Genomic DNA, 15365 nt, shown 5'->3' with positions numbered 1-15365 from the left:
GATCGCGAGCTCGCTGCTGCATGGGCCCCGGCTCTGCAGCGCACCGCTGAAGGAGCGGCGCGCTGCGTCCGGGGCACAGGATGCTACGGCCGGATCGAAAAATTCTCCGGCGGCCCCGGCTTACGCAGCGGCTCGGCGAGGCGCGCGAACTCGCACAGTAGCGATCGCGTCTTGCGGGGATCGATGATCTCCTCGACCCAGAATTTCTCGGCCGAGCGGAACGGCGAGCGCAGCTTGTTGAGGCGCTGCTGGATCTCCTCCAGCTTCGCCGCCTTGTCCTCGGCCGCATCGATGTCGGCGCGATAGGCGGCCTCGATGCCGCCCTCGAGCGGCAGCGAGCCCCAATAGGCCGACGGCCAGGCGTAGCGGATCGAGAAGCGATCGGCGGGCTGATGCACGACGCCGGCGACGCCGAAGGCGTTGCGCAGGATCACGGTGCACCAGGGCACCGTGGTCTGGTTCACCGCGGCCATGGCGCGGACGCCATGGCGGATGGTCGCCGCCTTCTCGGCATCGAGGCCGATCATGAAGCCGGGGCAGTCCATGAGGTAGACAATCGGCAGATGGAAGGTCTCAGCGAAGTCGACCCAGCGCACCACCTTCTGGCAGGCATCCGCCGTCCAGGATCCGCCATAGTGGAAGCTGTCGCTGGCCAGCACCATCACCGCCCTGCCCTCGAGCCGCGCGAGGCCGACGATGATGGGCTTGCCGAAATTCCTGGCGACCTCGAAGAACGAGCCCCTGTCCACGACTGATTCGATGATCGGCCGGATCTTGTAGACCTGCTTGCGGTTGCGCGGCACCGCGTTCATCAGCGCTTCGTCGCTGCGCTCCGGATTGTCGGTGCATGGCAAGGTCGGCGGCAGCTCGTAGACCGATGATGGCAGGTAGGACAGGAAACGTCGCGCGCAAGCGAACGCCTCCTCCTCGGTGTCGACGGCATGATCGATTGCGCCGGCGCGGGTCTGGATGTCGGCGCCGCCGAGCTCCTCCTTCGAGAGGTCCTGCCCCAGCGCCTTCACCACCGGCGGCCCCGCGACAAACATCGCGGACTTCCGCGTCATGACGGAATAGTGGCTGGCGGCAAGGCGCGCGGCTCCCAGGCCCGCCACCGAGCCGAGGCCGAGCGCGACGACCGGCACGCGCGACAAGTTCTCCGTCGTGAAGCGGTACCAGCGCGTGCCGCCGATGCCGCCCGGCAGGTTGGCCGCGCCCTTGGTCTCGATGGTCTTGACCGAGCCGCCGCCGCCGGAGCCCTCGATGACACGCACGATGGGGAGACGCAAATCGTGCGCCATCTCCTCGGCCATCAACGGCTTTGCCGAAATGGACGCATCAGCCGAACCGCCGCGGACCGTGAAATCGTCGCCGACCACGACCAATGGACGCCCGTCGACGCGGGCGCGGCCGAACACGCAGTTGGCCGGCGTCAATTTCTGCAATTCGCCGCCGGCATCGTACTCGCCGATGCCGGAGACGGCGCCGATCTCGTGAAAGCTGCCTTTGTCGGTCAGCTTGTCGATGCGCTCCCGAACAGTCAGCCGGCCCTGGTCATGCTGTCGCTTGACCTTGTCAACGCCGCCCATCTCCCGCGCGAAGGCTTCGCGCCGGGCGAGCTCGTCGAGTTCCGGCTTCCAGTTCATTCACTCCCTCCGAATGGATCGGCTTGTTATTGTTGTGCACGGCCATTGCGACCGGTTTGCGCGGGATGCGGCTGTTGAAGACGTCACCTTCGGCGCCCTCAAGCAGGCCGCCGAGCGAACGCCCGAGCTCGAGCATCAATGGCGCGACCTCGGCATGCAGCCGCTCCTCGTCATACATCGCCGAAAGCAGGCCGATCGTGATAACCACGAAGGTCTGGTACTGCGGCGACCATATCGGCAGCGCGAGACCGTTGATGTGCGGGCTCCACAGGCCGCAGGCCACGACATAGCCGCGCTCGCGCAGCATTTGCCGGTTGGCTTCGATGCGCGGCTTCAGGATCTTCGCCGCCTCGGGAGCCTCCCGCTCCATCTCCGCGATGAAGGCATCCCCGACCTCCGGCGCCAGCGCCGCGGTGTAGGCCGCGCCCGCGGCGGTGGAGGCCATCGCGATGCGGCTGCCGGTGCCCTCGTGCAGGCCGAGCGCGGTCGCCGAACGTGCGAACAGGAGATAGACGAGATGGAATCGATCCGGAACGACGAAGCCGACCGTCCCAGGCAAGTGGTCGGCGACTTCCTGCAGCCGCTGCCGGATCATGCTGCGCAGCTGCGCGCCCTTCATCATCGTGGCGCTCATCGCGACCGCGCTCGGGCCGATGCGATATTTCTGATCGCGCGGCAGATAGACCAGTTGCCCCATCCGCGTCAGCGTGTGCGTGAGCCGCGACACCGTCGAGCGCGGCAGACCGCAGCGATTTGAAATCTCGAGATTGCCGAGCCTCGCCTCATGGCCTTCGAAGCATCGCAACACGTCGAACGCGCGCGAGACCACCTGGATGACATCTCCCTCGCCGGCATCGCCAGCGAGTGCGCCTTGCCTACTCAACCGCTCCGATCGTCGTCCCATGTTCCCTACCGTATGTTCCGCTCTGCGGAATTAAATTCCACTTGCAGACGACGCTACCTCAGGCATTTTGCAACGACAACAAAAAGGCGATGGCATGCCAGAAATTAAGATCGTCACCGAGATCGCGGGACGCGTCTGCGCAACTCCCGTGCAAGTTGGAGGAACCGTCGCGGATGGCGATGACGTTGTGGTGGTCGAAGCCATGAAGATGGAGATACCGGTCTCTTCGCCCGCAAGCGGCACGATCACGTCTCTGCTGGTGAAGCTCGACGACGTCGTCGCGGAGGGTCAGGCCATCGCGGTCATCGCGTGCTGACTGTTCTGTTTCGGAGTTTTGCGCGACAATCTGTCAGCCTCATTCCCGCATGCGAGCTACGGCGTTGCCATCGCTCGATCGCGGTGACATGATCTGTTGCAAACAAAACGTTGTTTCAAACAAAGAAGGAAATCTTCGCGGCAAAGCGAGGATCATGGGAGGGAAACATGCTTCGTAGGCTGCTCGTGCTCGCGCCTGCCTTGGTGGCAGGCATTTCTTTTGCGTCTACACGCTACTCGTTCGCCGAAGACCTCAAGCTGCCGGCGACATTGGCCTTCACCGCCTATGACACCGGCACCGCCGGCTTCAACATCGCGGTCGGCGTCGGCAAGATGATGAAGGACAAGTACGGCACCGACGTGCGCGTGCTGCCTGCGGGCAACGACGTCGCCCGGCTTGCGCCGCTGCGCGCCAAGCGCGCCGTGTCCTCGGCGATGGGATCGGGCACCTATTTCGCGCAAGAAGGCGTGTTCGAGTTCGGCGCGAAGGAATGGGGCCCGCAGCCGCTGCAGATCCTGCTCTCGTCGGTCGACTGCAATTGCGGCTCGCTCGGCGTTGCCGCCGACACCGGCGTGAAGGAGCTGAAAGACCTCAGGGGCAAGCGCGTCGGCTTCGTGGTCGGCTCGCCGGCGCTGAACCAGAACTCGCTCGCGGTGCTGGCCTTCGCCGGCCTGACGCAGAAGGACGTCAAGGTCGTCGAGTTCGCGAGCTACGGCGCGATGTGGAAAGGCCTGATCAACAACGACGTCGATGCCGCCTTCGGCACCACCATCACCGGCCCTGCCAAGGAAGCCGAGACCTCGCCGCGCGGCCTGATCTGGCCTCCGCTGCCCGCCAAGGACAAGGAAGGCTGGGCGCGGATGCAGAAGGTCGGCTCGTTCTTCTTCCCGCAGGTCGCGACCTGCGGCGCCGGCATCACGCCGCAGAAACCGGTCGAGCTCGGCAATTACCCCTACCCGATCTTCGTGGCCTACGCCTCGCAGCCGGCCGACCAGGTCTATGCGATGACCAAGGCCATGATCGTCAATTACGACGCCTACAAGGATTCCGCGCCCGGCGCCGGCGGTCTTGCCGCCGATCGCCAGACCAAGAACTGGGTGGTGCCGGTGCATCCCGGCGCGGTGAAGGCGCTGAAGGAGGTCGGGCAATGGAGCGATGCGCAGGAGGCGCACAACAACAAGCTGATCAAGCGACAAGAGGTGCTCGGCGCGGCATGGGCCGATTACGGCAAGTCCAATCCGCCGGCGGATGACAAGGCGTTTCTCGACGGCTGGATGAAGGCCCGCGCCGCGGCGCTCGCGAGGGCGGATATGCCGAACGGGTTCGAGGAATAGGGCGAGGTGTCGTTGGGTTTGATCGCAGCCCCGCGAGAAGTGCGCTCCCTCTCCCGCTTGCGGGAGAGGGTTGGGGAGAGGGTATCTCCACGGTGGGATTCCCCCAGAGGCGAAAGCCCTCACCCGCGCCTTCGGCGCGACCTCTCCCGCAAGCGGGAAAGGTTGAATCCGCGGGCCGAGCGATTCAAACAACGGCCATTCGCTTAGTCAGTTACCAGCCCACGCCCCGGGATCAATGATGTCTTCCTCCACCTCCACCGCCCCGCAAGACGCGGCCACGCGGGTCGTGTTCGACGATCCGCATGGCGCCGCCGCCAATCTGCAGGAAGTGGAGGTCACGCGCGTGCGCACGCTGCGCGGCGCCTGGCGCTGGATGCTGGTGGCCGCGACCGCGGCGACCATCCTGCTGTGCATCAACCAGCAATTCTCGCTGCGATTCTTCATCGGCTACACCCAGCTCAACACCGAATATTTCTACCTCCTGATCGCGTTGATGCTGCCCTTTACCTTCCTGATCTTCCCGGGCACCGGGCGCGCGCCGCTCGACCGCATTCCCTGGTATGACCTCGTCCTGTTCGTCGCGACCTTCGCGGCGGCCATCATGCTGATGTCGAACGTACGCAAGGCCGCTGAGGCCGGCTGGGAATTCGGCGGCGCGCCGACCAGCGTGATCGCCGCGGGTCTCGTGATGTGGGCGATCCTGATGGAGGCGCTGCGCCGCACCGGGGGCTGGAGCCTGCTGCTGAGCGTGCTGCCCTTCACCGTCTATCCGCTGTTCGCCGAAGCCGGTTGGCTCGGACCGTTCCGCGGCACGCAGTCAACGCTGGAGCAGGCGACCGCCTATCACGTGCTGTCGGGCGAGAGCCTGCTCGGCATTCCCATCCAGGCCTTTGCCGACACCGTGATCGGCTTCCTGGTGTTCGGCACCGCGCTGATGATGACCGGCGCCGGCAAGTTCTTCATCAACCTCGCCTTCGCGCTGTGCGGTACCTTCCGCGGCGGTGCGGCCAAGGTCTGCATCTTCGCCAGCGGCCTGCTCGGCATGATGTCGGGCTCGATCATCTCCAACGTGCTGACCGCGGGGACCATGACCATCCCCGTGATGAAGAAGAGCGGCTTCCGCGCCTCCTATGCGGCCGCGATCGAGGCCTGCGCCTCGACCGGTGCGGTGCTGGCGCCGCCGGTGATGGGCGCCACCGCGTTCGTGATCGCGCAGTTCCTCAACGTCAGCTATGCCGACGTCGCGGTGGCCGCGATCATTCCGGCCGTGCTCTATTACGCCGGCCTGTTCATGCAGGTCGACGCCTACGCCGCGCGCCACAAGCTGAAAGGCATTCCGCGCGCCGAGCTGCCGCGGGTCATGGATACGATCAAGGACGGCTGGTACTACGTCTTCGTCATCGCGCTCTTGGTCGTGATGCTGCTCTACTTCAAGCGCGAGAGCCATGCGCCGTTCTATGCCACCGCGCTGCTGCTCGTGCTCAACCAGTTCTTCTCCAAGGACACGCGCTGGACGCTTGCGACCATCGGCAAATTCCTTGAGGTCAACGGGCGCACCTTCGTCGAGCTCGTCGGCATCCTCGCCGGCTGCGGCCTGCTGATCGGCGCATTCTCGATGACTGGGGTGGTGTCGAGCCTTGCCAACGACCTCTTGCATATCGCCGGCGACAATCCCTTCCTGCTGCTGGCGATGTGCGCCCTGACCAGCCTGATCCTCGGCCTCGGGCTGACCACGACGGCCTGCTACATCTTCCTTGCCATCCTGGTCGCGCCCGCGCTGGAGAAGCTCGGGCTCAACCGCATGGCGGTGCACATGTTCATCTTCTATTGGGGCATGCTGTCGTCGATCACACCGCCGGTCGCGATCGCCTCCTTCGCCGCGGCCGGCATCGCCGGCTCGCCGGCGATGAAGACCGGCTGGGAATCGATGTGGGTCGGCAGCATCATCTATTTCCTGCCGTTCTTCTTCGTGCTCAATCCGGCGCTGGTGCTGCAGGGGCCGAGCCCGTATCTGGCCGGCCTCGGCCTGATGGGGCTCGCCGCCTTCGGTACGCTGTTCATCTGCGGCGGCATTCAGGGCTACCAGCCTTTCGTCGGGGACTTGCGCGGGACCGGCGCGCTGGAATGGCCAATCCGCGTGCTGCTGGTGATCGGCGGCTTCGTGGTGGCCACGCCCGGCGGCGGCATCATGCCGCTGTCGCAGCTGCAGGTGACGCTGCTCGGCCTTGGCATTCTCGTGCCCACCGCCTTGCTCGCGCTCGTGCTGGTCCGGCGGCAGACCATGGTGCCGGACGGGTTGCGCGCCCCCTGATTGCGTTGCACAAGTGAGGCGATGACACCGCTCTCGCCTCTCGCCGCCGCCTGGACCCGTTCGCAACCGCCCTTGCTGCGGTTTCTGGACAATTGCCTCAACGAATTCTCTGCCGAAACTTCGGGCAGCGTTGCCGACTACATTCCCGAGCTGAGCAAGGCCGACCCTGCCTGTTTCGGCATCAGCCTCGCGACCCTGGACGGCCACGTCTACGAGGTCGGCGACTCCAGGGTGCCTTTCACCATCCAGTCGATGTCAAAGCCGTTCGTGTTCGCGCTGGCGCTGGACCTGCTCGGCGCCGGCAGGGTCGAGCGCGCGATCGGCGTCGAGCCCTCGGGCGATCCCTTCAACTCGATCCGCCTCAACGCCGAGAACCACCCGTTCAACCCGATGGTCAATGCCGGCGCCATCGCCTGCACCGGGCTGATCCACGACAGCAAGGGCGCAGAAGCCTTCGAGCAGATCCGCCTCGCACTCGGCCGCTTTGCCGGCCGCGAGCTCGCCGTGGACGAGGCCGTCTATGCGTCCGAAAGCCAGACCGGCGACCGCAACCGCGCGATCGCCTATCTGCTCAAGACCAACGCGGTGATCTCGGACGACGTCGCCGCCGTGCTCGACGTCTACTTCCGGCAATGCGCCGTGCTAGTCACCGCGCGCGACATCGCGGTGATGGCGGCAACGCTGGCCAATCGCGGCGTCAATCCGGTGACGGGCGAGCAGGTGCTGACGCCTTATGCGATCTCGCGCACGCTCTCGGTGATGACCTCGTCGGGCATGTACGACTATGCCGGCGAATGGATCTACCGCATCGGCATTCCCGCCAAGAGCGGCGTCGGCGGCGGCATCCTGGCCGCGCTCCCCGCCCGCCTCGGGCTCGGCAGCTATTCGCCAAAGCTCGACAAGCACGGCAACAGCGTGCGCGGCATGAAGGTCTGCGAGGCCCTGTCCTCGCATTACGACCTCCACATGCTCAACCGCAGCGACGACGCCCGCAACGCCGTCATCGCCGATTACGATATCGGCAAGAGCCCGTCCCGCCGCGTGCGCCGGCCGCAGGAGCGCGAGATCCTGGCCGCGCACGAGCAGGAGGTACGGGTCATAGAGCTGGTCGGCACGCTGTCGCTGTCGGCCGTCGACTACGTCTCGCGCCGGCTGGCCGGACGACCGCGGCCGCAAATCGTCGTGTTCGACCTGCACCGTGTCACGTCCACCACCCGCGCAGGCGCGCGGCTGATCGCCGAAGCCTTCGAGGAGCTCGCGGCCCTGAACGTCACAGTGGTGCTGTCCGGCGTCAGGCGCGCCTCCAGGGAATGGGACAGCCTGCGGGAATGGACCGCCGAGTTGAAGAACGTCCGAGACTTCTACCTGCTCGACACCGCGATCGAATGGGCCGAAGACCAGATCGTCTACCGCTATGGCGGCTCGATCGACTTCCACGAGACCACCGAGCTTGCCGAGCAGCCGCTGCTTGCCGGGATGAGCGAGGAAGAGCTGACCGATCTCGCCTCGATCTGCACGATCCGAACCTATCAGGCCGGCGCGAAGATCATCACCACGGGAGATCCTGCCGAGTCCCTGTTCTTCCTGCGCAGCGGCGCGGTGCATGTCACGCTGCCCGACGGCGTGCGGCTGGCGACGCTGACCGCCGGCATGGCGTTCGGCGAGATGGCGCTGCTGGAGCAGACGCGCTCGGCCGACGTGTTCGCCGACATGGCGGCGACCGCGTTCGAAGTGCCGCTGAAAGCGTTCGAACGCTTCCGCAAGCAGCACCCGCGCGCCAGCGAGCGCGTCATGCGCAACCTCGCGCAGCTGCTCGCCGACCGCCTGATCGTCGCCAACGCGAAGGTGGACATTCTGACCTCGACGTGAGCCAAGGAGGTCTTCGCTCCCTCGACAGGCGATGGTGCTGCATCTGGCCTTTGCGTCGACCTGAACGCACGCCTCGTCCTTCGAGACGACCGCTTTGCGGTCTCCTCAGGATGAGGCTAAGAAGCACCGTTGCTCGCTGAAACTTCTGCCGCGCGCTCGATCCTCATCCTGAGGCCCGCCAACGGCGGGCGTCTCGAAGGATGGCCGCAACGATTGTCGCGTCACCGGCTCGCTGCCTCGCTCAGACGTCGCTTGATCTTCTTTGCGCTGGCTTCGAGCAGCGCCGACGGCTGCTGGCCGGTCGCGGCGCACAGGCAGGCCCAGTAGTAGATGACATCGCCGAGCTCATCGACCAGACCGGCCTTGTCGAGCCAGTCGTCGCGCAGCAGCTTCTTGATGTGATCGGCGACCTCGCCGGCTTCACCGGCGAGACCGAGGCCGAGATAGGACAGCCGCTCGTTGGACGGATGCTCACCGACCTTGGCAATGGTCGCGGCCCAGGCCGCGTACTCGTCGATCGTCATGAGCATCCCTCGCCGCGTCTTTGCGATCAGCCTACCACTTCGGTGACGGGTTGGAGATCGATTTCGAAGGTCTCCAGAAATTTCGAGGTCATGACGTAGAACCCGACCGAGAGCTGCAGCTCGACCAGCGCGGCCGGCGTCAGCTGCGACGCGATCGCCTTGAACGTCGCATCGGTTGGCTTCCTCAGCTTGACGATCTCGTCGGTGAAGGCGAGCGCGGCGCACTGCACCTCGTTGAAGCAGCTCGCCGCCTGCCAGTTCTCGAGCGCCTCGTTCTGCGCGTCGGTGACGCCGACATTCTTGCCGATCCGCTTGTGCGCGACGATCTCGTACGGCGCCTCACACAGGATCCCGGTGCGGGTGATCGCGAGCTCGCGCACGATCGGATCCAGCTCGCCCTTGTGGCGGATCGCGCCACCCAGCCGGCAGTACTGCTCGAAGTAGCTCGGCGAGTGCGCCATCATGCGGAAGATGTTGGCGTTGCGGTTCTTGTCGAGGATCTCGCGGGTGCGGTCGGATGCCTTGGACGGGTCGCTGTACGGAATGCGGGCCATGATTTTCCTGAAGTTTTCCCAGAGCCTTTGATGCTTTTGCAATTGCCGGCGAGAGTTCCTTGAAACTCTATTCTTGCGTCGACGCAGGAGCAACATCATCGAGTCAAATTGCCGCCGCATTGCTGATCGACCCTGGGACGATCGATATTCGCCGCGTGGGGACACGTCGCGGCGGATACTCGAGAAGTGGGGTGTTCCGAGTAAAACAATTGGCCGTCGGGTGCGCTAGCCGCACAACGATGAGTCACGCCCAAGTCTAGGGAGAAAACGGCATGAAGGAAGCCACCAAGGGGGCGGCCTCGGGAGCGCTCGCGCATATGCTGGCGGTGACGGCGATGCTCGTCATCGCCAGCATCTTGTTCTACGGGCGCTAGGTGTTCAGTCCCGAGGTCAAGTGGATCGGATCGCGACTGAAGCGGCTTGGCTCGCCACCCCATGCTTTACAGATGGCCTCGAATGGTGTGAGGCCGCGAAGGCTTTTGAGCCGCTTGGCGAAGTCGCTGTATCGCAGTTCGGATGGCATGCGTTGTCGTGGCGCTGCCGTGGAGTACCTGTCCCATAATCCCTCCCGGAATACGGGATCAGATTGACTGATTCCCCCACACTCCGGGACTAAACACCTAGTTGGAGTTTTAGCGTTTTCGTCATTCCGGGGTGGCTCTCGCACAGGCCAGGCCCAGAATACCCGTTCCAGGCTCGGTCGCATGACCGCCCCCGAATGACGAATCCCTCTACGTGTCCTTCGTGAAGAACGGCACGAGCCTGCCGGTAAACGGCCTGAAGCTCGCGATGACCGAATCGCCGATGGCGAGGTCATTGTCACCATGGGCCATCATGCGAAAACCTTCGGCGCAATCGACCAGCAGGATGTTGTAGGGCACGTGCGCCCGCGTCTCCGGCGTGGCGGCACGGCAGACCAGCGAGGCCGCGTAGACCGTGCCCTTGCCGTTGGCGCGCAGCACGCGCGGTTCCGATTCTCCACATGCCGCGCAGAAGGCCCGGTGGAAATACTGCACGTGCCCGCATGAGGTGCAGGCCTGGTAGGTGATAGCCGCTTCGCCCCTGGTCCAGTCCGCCGGAGAATCGCTCATCGCACCCGCTCCAGGAACATGCTCACGTGCGATGACAGCACGCCGCCGTCGCCATGCAGCAGCGCGATCGAGGCATCGCGCACCTGGCGGGCAGCCGCCCGCCCCGTCATCTGCAAATGCGCCTCGACCAGATGCGCCATGGCGCCGCCGACGCCGCAATGGCCGTAGCTGAGCAGGCCGCCATGGGTGTTCAGCGGCATCGCGCCGTCGCGGCCAAAATGACCTGATCGCACGCGGGCCGCGGCTTCGCCGCGACCGGCAAGGCCGAGGTCTTCCAGCAGCATCGCGAGCGTGATCGTGAAACTATCGTAGATCGCGGCGTAGCGCACATCGGAGATCGCAAGGCCGCAAGCCTGCTTGGCGCGCGCGATGGAGATCTCGGCGCCGAGCTCATGAAGCGCGGGCGCGGCCGTGACATGCTGATGGGTATGCGCCTGGGCGCAGCCGCGGATGCGCACGCCCACCTCTCCGGTTCGCTCGTGGCTGATGACGAAAGCCGCGCCGCCGTCGGAGACCGGGCAGCAGTCGAGCAGCTTGAGCGGCATCGCCACCGGCTTCGAGGCCATGACGTCGGCGACCGTGATGGGATCGTGGAATTGCGCGCCGGGATGGGTGCAGGCGTGGGCGCGCATCAGCACGGCGAACTCGGCGAGATCCCGTTCGGTCACGCCGTATTCGTGCATGTATCGGTTGGCGACGAGGCCGTAATAGGCGGGAATGGTCGGCCCGAGCGGCACCTCGTAGTCGGGATGGCCGACCTGCGCCAGCGCCTGGATCGAGGCATCACGGCTCTGCCCGGTGAGGCGGTTCTCGCCGGCGACGACGAGCACGTGGCGGCAGACATTGGCTTCGATGAGGTGATGAGCGAGCATCGTCATCGCAAGGCCGGTGGCGCCGCCGACCTGGACGGCGTGGGCGTAAGCCGGGCGGATGCCGAAATGCTCGGCGAACACGGTCGCCAGCATGATGTGGGGCGAGACGGTGGAATAGCCGCAAAGAATGCCGTCGATGTCGCTCCGCTTGAGGCCGGCGTCGTCGAGCGCCGCTTGCGCCGCCTTGCTCATCAGGTCCAGCGAGGACGAGCCTTCATGCTTGCCGAACGGCGTGAGGCCGACGCCGGTGATGAAGCTCATCGTCACTCCTCCTCGTCATTCCGGGGCGCGCCGTCAGGCGCGAGCCCGGAATCCATACTCACGATGGTGGTTATGGATTCCGGGCTCGCGCCCAAGGGGGCGCGCTCCGGAATGACGGATAAGAGAGCCGTTTTCATATCGCCCCTACTCCGGCGCCGACCGCGTCGCGCCATCGCGGACCATGGCGGCGATCTCGTCGGCGGAATAGCCGAGCTCGCGCAAAATCTCCGCGCCGTGCTCGTTGAGCCGCGGCGCCAGCCGCACCGGCTCGGCCTCGGTCTCCGACCAGGTTGCCGTCACCTTCATGCTGCGGATCGGACCTTCCGTCGGATGGGTCACGACCGGGAAGAAATTCGTCGCCTCCAGATGCGGATCGTGCAGGATCGAGGCAAGGTCGTGCATCGGCATCACCGGCACGTCGGCCTTGGTCAGCAGCTCGATCCATTCGGCCGTGCTGCGCGTCTCGAAGATGCGCGCGAGCTCGGCGTAGACGACGTCGATGTTGGCGGCGCGCCCCGCGAAGGTCGCGAATTTGGGATCGGCGCGCAGGTCGTCGCGCGCGGTCGCCTTGAAGAAGTTCTCCCACTGCTTGTCGTTGTAGACGATGACGCTGAGATAGCCGTCCGAGGTCTTGTAGGGTCTGCGGTCGCGCGAGAGGTGGCGGGCATAGCCGCCCTTGTCCAGCGGCGGCTCGTAGGTGAGGCCGCCCATGTGGTCGCCCATGACGAAGCCGGCCATGGTCTCGAACATCGGGATGTCGACGCGCTGGCCGCGGCCGGTGCGGTCGCGATGCACCAGGCTGGCGCAGATCGCCCCGACGGCGGTGAGGCCGACGATGCGGTCGACCAGCGCGTTCGGCACGTAGCGCGGCACACCGTCGCCGGTCTGCGCCATCAGCGCCGGAAGGGCCGTGGCACCCTGGATCAGATCGTCATAGGCGGGCTTTGCGGCATAGGGCCCGTCCTGGCCGAATCCGAACACGCCGGCATAGACCAGACGCGGATTGATGGCGGACACAACATCGTAGCCGAGCTGAAGCCGCGCCATCGCCTGCGGACGGACGTTGTAGACGAGCACGTCGGCGTCCTTCAGAAGCCGCAGCACGGCCTCGCGGCCGGCGGGCTTCTTCAAATCGAGGCAGATCGAGCGCTTGCTGCGGTTGGTGTTGAGGAACACCGGGCCCATGCCGGCGTGGCGCGTCGGACCAATCAGCCGCGTGACGTCGCCGTCGAGCGATTCCACCTTGATGACGTCGGCACCGTAGTCTCCGAGCATCTGGGTCGCATAGGGCCCCATCAGCACGGTCGTCATGTCGATGACCTTGATGCCCTTCAGCGGCCCCATCGTTCGCTCCCGATTGCGCAGGGCTCAAGGCGCGGCCCCGCGAATTCGGTCCAGCTAAAGACAGCGAGGCCGTGCGCGCAAGGGCGGCCGGCGTATGGCCGCATGCGCCGCGCGGCGATACCGGCCGCTATTTCTTCTGGCGGGATTCGCGGATCCTGAGCAGCCGGTCGAGCTCGTCATTCTGCTGGCTGATCCGGTCGGCGATGCGCGACTCGCTCTGCTCGCCCGAGGCGGCCGCGGCCTGCTCGATGAGCTGGCGGATATTGTCCTCGAGGATCGCGATGCGATCGTTGAGTGCGTCCATCGACAGCGAGTCTTCGTAGTCAGTGCTCATGATGCGTTCCCTGCTAGGAGCCGTAGGGTGGGCCAAGCGAAGCGGGCCCACCATGATCTAACGCAAGGAAAAGGTGGGCACTGCGCATACGCGCCTTTGCCCACCCTACGAGGGACCTACTTCAGCGGCTCCAGGATGGAGACGTAGTTGGCGACCGCGGCCCCGCCCATGTTGAAAATGCCGCCGAGCTTGGCGTTCTTGAGCTGCATGCCCTCGGGGGCCTGGCCGGCGAGCTGCATCGCGGTCATCACGTGCATGGAAACGCCGGTGGCACCGATCGGATGGCCCTTGGCCTTGAGGCCGCCGGACGGGTTGACCGGCAGCTTGCCGTCCTTGAGCGTCCAGCCTTCCTTGATGGCACGGGCGCCCTGCCCCTTCGGCGTCAGGCCCATCGCTTCGTACTCGATCAGCTCGGCGACCGTGAAACAGTCATGGGTCTCGACGAAGGAGAGATCGGACAGCGTCACACCGGCCTTTTCCAGCGCGCGCTGCCAGGCGACGGTGCAGCCCTCGAACTGGAGGATGTCGCGCTTGCTCATCGGCAGGAAGTCCTGGGCATGCGCGGTGGCGCGGAAACCGATCGACTTGGCCATGCCCTTGGCGGTCTCGGCGTCGGCCAGCACCAGCGCCGCGGCGCCGTCGGACACCAGCGAGCAGTCGGTGCGCTTCAGGGGGCCGGCGACGTAAGGGTTCTTCTCGCTCTCGGCGCGGCAGAAGTCGAAGCCGAAATCCTTGCGCATCTGGGCGAAGGGATTGGCGACGCCGTTCTTATGGTTCTTGGCCGCGATCAGCGCCAGCGCATCGGACTGGTCGCCGTATTTCTGGAAGTAGGAGCTGGCGATCTTGCCGAACACGCCGGCAAAGCCGCCGACGGTGTCACCGTCCTCGGGCAGATAGGAGGCCTTGAGCAGGTTCTTGCCGATCTCCGCGCTGGGGGTGCGCGTCATCTGCTCGACGCCGACGACGAGCACGACCTTGGCCGCGCCTGCGGCAATCGCGCGCAGGCCCTGATGCACGGCGGCAGATCCCGTGGCACAGGCATTCTCGACCCGGGTCGCCGGCTTGAAGCGCAGCTTCGGATCGGCCTGGAGCACCAGCGAGGCGGTAAAATCCTGCGGCGAGAACCCGGCGTTGAAATGGCCGAGCACGATCTCGTCGACATCGCCGGCCGAAATACCGGCATCCGCCAGCGCCTCATTGGCAACGCGGGTGATGAGGCTTTCGACGGTTTCGGTGTCGAACTTGCCGAACGGCGTATGCGCCCATCCGACGATGCTGGCGGTCATGGTCATCTCTCCCTGGGGGTCTTCACCTGAGCTAAGTCTTAGCCCAGGGATGGCAAGACTTCACGCGGCTTTCAGGGCTTTCAGGGTGCGCTGGCAGATGGCTGTTATGCCAGCCCAGTTCCCGGCCCGGATCTCTGCCGTCGGGCACAGCCAGGAGCCGCCGACCGCAACCACGTTGGGCTCGGCGAGCCAGCTCGCCGCATTGGCCTCGCCGATGCCGCCGGTCGGGCAGAACCGCACGTTCGGGAACGGACCGGCGAGCGCGCGCAGGCCCTTGATGCCGCCGGCCTGCTCGGCCGGGAAGAATTTTGCGACGTCGAAGCCGTGTGCCAACGCCATCATCAGCTCGGACGCTGTGGCAATGCCCGGCGCGAACGGCAGGGAGCTGTGGGTCGCGACCTCGAGGAGATCGGGGGTCAGGCCCGGGCTGATGCCGAAGGCAACGCCGAGCTTCTCGACACGGGTAAAATCGGCCGGATTGAGGATCGTACCGATGCCGACGACAGCCTCGGGCACTTCGGCCATCATCGCCCGCGCCGCCTCGATCGCAACTGATGTGCGCAGGGTCACCTCCAGCGTGCGGATTCCGCCGGCGACCAGCGCGCGCGCCAGCGGCACGGCGTCCTGGATGCGCTCGATGGTGAGGACGGGAATGACGGTCGCGTCCCTGAACAGCGCGACGAGGTGGTTCTGTTGGGCAGTCGTGGGCATGGGATCTCGAT

The 15365-nt window shown here is 65.7% G+C and carries 14 protein-coding genes and 1 pseudogene; 4 read left to right on the top strand and 11 right to left on the bottom strand.

Features of this window, described 5'->3' with window-relative positions; all coding sequences use genetic code 11:
• Window positions 1-83 precede the first annotated feature (83 nt).
• Entirely contained in the window at window positions 84-1643 is a 1560-nt protein-coding gene (locus DCM79_RS31225; protein ID WP_257177849.1) for an acyl-CoA carboxylase subunit beta, read from the bottom strand.
• Window positions 1573-2547 carry an IclR family transcriptional regulator gene (locus DCM79_RS31220; RefSeq protein WP_257177848.1) on the bottom strand — a complete coding sequence of 325 codons (975 nt, stop codon included), beginning with the start codon at window positions 2545-2547 and terminating at the stop codon, window positions 1573-1575. The genes DCM79_RS31225 and DCM79_RS31220 overlap by 71 nt, the downstream gene beginning before the upstream one ends.
• 94 nt (window positions 2548-2641) lie before the next feature.
• Here DCM79_RS31220 and DCM79_RS31215 point away from each other — a divergent pair, with 94 nt between their 5' ends.
• From DCM79_RS31215 to glsA, 4 genes are all read left to right on the top strand, one after another.
• Window positions 2642-2863, top strand: coding sequence for an acetyl-CoA carboxylase biotin carboxyl carrier protein subunit (locus DCM79_RS31215; RefSeq protein WP_257177847.1), 222 nt, complete (start codon window positions 2642-2644; stop codon window positions 2861-2863).
• Between the two features lie 167 nt (window positions 2864-3030).
• Complete coding sequence (locus DCM79_RS31210; RefSeq protein WP_257177846.1) at window positions 3031-4197, top strand: TAXI family TRAP transporter solute-binding subunit; 1167 nt, start codon at window positions 3031-3033, stop codon at window positions 4195-4197.
• A 235-nt stretch (window positions 4198-4432) separates the two neighbouring features.
• Entirely contained in the window at window positions 4433-6508 is a 2076-nt protein-coding gene (locus DCM79_RS31205) for a TRAP transporter permease (RefSeq protein ID WP_257177845.1), read from the top strand.
• A gap of 21 nt (window positions 6509-6529) precedes the next feature.
• On the top strand, window positions 6530-8377 hold the full coding sequence (gene glsA / locus DCM79_RS31200; protein ID WP_257177844.1) for a glutaminase A: 1848 nt from the start codon (window positions 6530-6532) through the stop codon (window positions 8375-8377).
• Between the two features lie 221 nt (window positions 8378-8598).
• On the opposite strand, the gene DCM79_RS31195 is transcribed toward glsA, so the two are convergent.
• From DCM79_RS31195 to eda, 9 genes and pseudogenes are all read right to left on the bottom strand, one after another.
• The gene (locus tag DCM79_RS31195) at window positions 8599-8901 is read right to left on the bottom strand and encodes a nucleoside triphosphate pyrophosphohydrolase family protein (protein ID WP_257177843.1); all 303 of its coding nucleotides are present in this window, start codon (window positions 8899-8901) and stop codon (window positions 8599-8601) included.
• Window positions 8902-8927: 26 nt separating this feature from the next.
• Complete coding sequence (locus DCM79_RS31190) at window positions 8928-9455, bottom strand: carboxymuconolactone decarboxylase family protein (RefSeq protein ID WP_257177842.1); 528 nt, start codon at window positions 9453-9455, stop codon at window positions 8928-8930.
• Window positions 9456-9825: 370 nt separating this feature from the next.
• A pseudogene (locus DCM79_RS31185) lies at window positions 9826-9945 on the bottom strand (IS481 family transposase); the annotation flags it as partial.
• A 241-nt stretch (window positions 9946-10186) separates the two neighbouring features.
• Entirely contained in the window at window positions 10187-10546 is a 360-nt protein-coding gene (locus DCM79_RS31180) for a Zn-ribbon domain-containing OB-fold protein (protein ID WP_257177841.1), read from the bottom strand.
• Window positions 10543-11679 carry a thiolase family protein gene (locus DCM79_RS31175; RefSeq protein ID WP_257177840.1) on the bottom strand — a complete coding sequence of 379 codons (1137 nt, stop codon included), beginning with the start codon at window positions 11677-11679 and terminating at the stop codon, window positions 10543-10545. The genes DCM79_RS31180 and DCM79_RS31175 overlap by 4 nt, the downstream gene beginning before the upstream one ends.
• A gap of 144 nt (window positions 11680-11823) precedes the next feature.
• Window positions 11824-13023 carry a CaiB/BaiF CoA-transferase family protein gene (locus DCM79_RS31170; RefSeq protein ID WP_257177839.1) on the bottom strand — a complete coding sequence of 400 codons (1200 nt, stop codon included), beginning with the start codon at window positions 13021-13023 and terminating at the stop codon, window positions 11824-11826.
• A gap of 127 nt (window positions 13024-13150) precedes the next feature.
• On the bottom strand, window positions 13151-13357 hold the full coding sequence (locus tag DCM79_RS31165) for a hypothetical protein (RefSeq protein ID WP_028135770.1): 207 nt from the start codon (window positions 13355-13357) through the stop codon (window positions 13151-13153).
• A 116-nt stretch (window positions 13358-13473) separates the two neighbouring features.
• On the bottom strand, window positions 13474-14643 hold the full coding sequence (locus tag DCM79_RS31160) for an acetyl-CoA acetyltransferase (RefSeq protein ID WP_257177838.1): 1170 nt from the start codon (window positions 14641-14643) through the stop codon (window positions 13474-13476).
• Between the two features lie 60 nt (window positions 14644-14703).
• Entirely contained in the window at window positions 14704-15354 is a 651-nt protein-coding gene (gene eda / locus DCM79_RS31155; protein ID WP_257177837.1) for a bifunctional 4-hydroxy-2-oxoglutarate aldolase/2-dehydro-3-deoxy-phosphogluconate aldolase, read from the bottom strand.
• Window positions 15355-15365 lie beyond the last annotated feature (11 nt).

Origin of the sequence: Bradyrhizobium sp. WBOS07 (assembly GCF_024585165.1) — a bacterium.
GTDB classification, from domain to species: Bacteria; Pseudomonadota; Alphaproteobacteria; order Rhizobiales; family Xanthobacteraceae; genus Bradyrhizobium; species Bradyrhizobium japonicum_B.
Note: the sequence above shows the minus strand (reverse complement) of the source record. Positions and strands in the feature narration are given on the sequence as shown.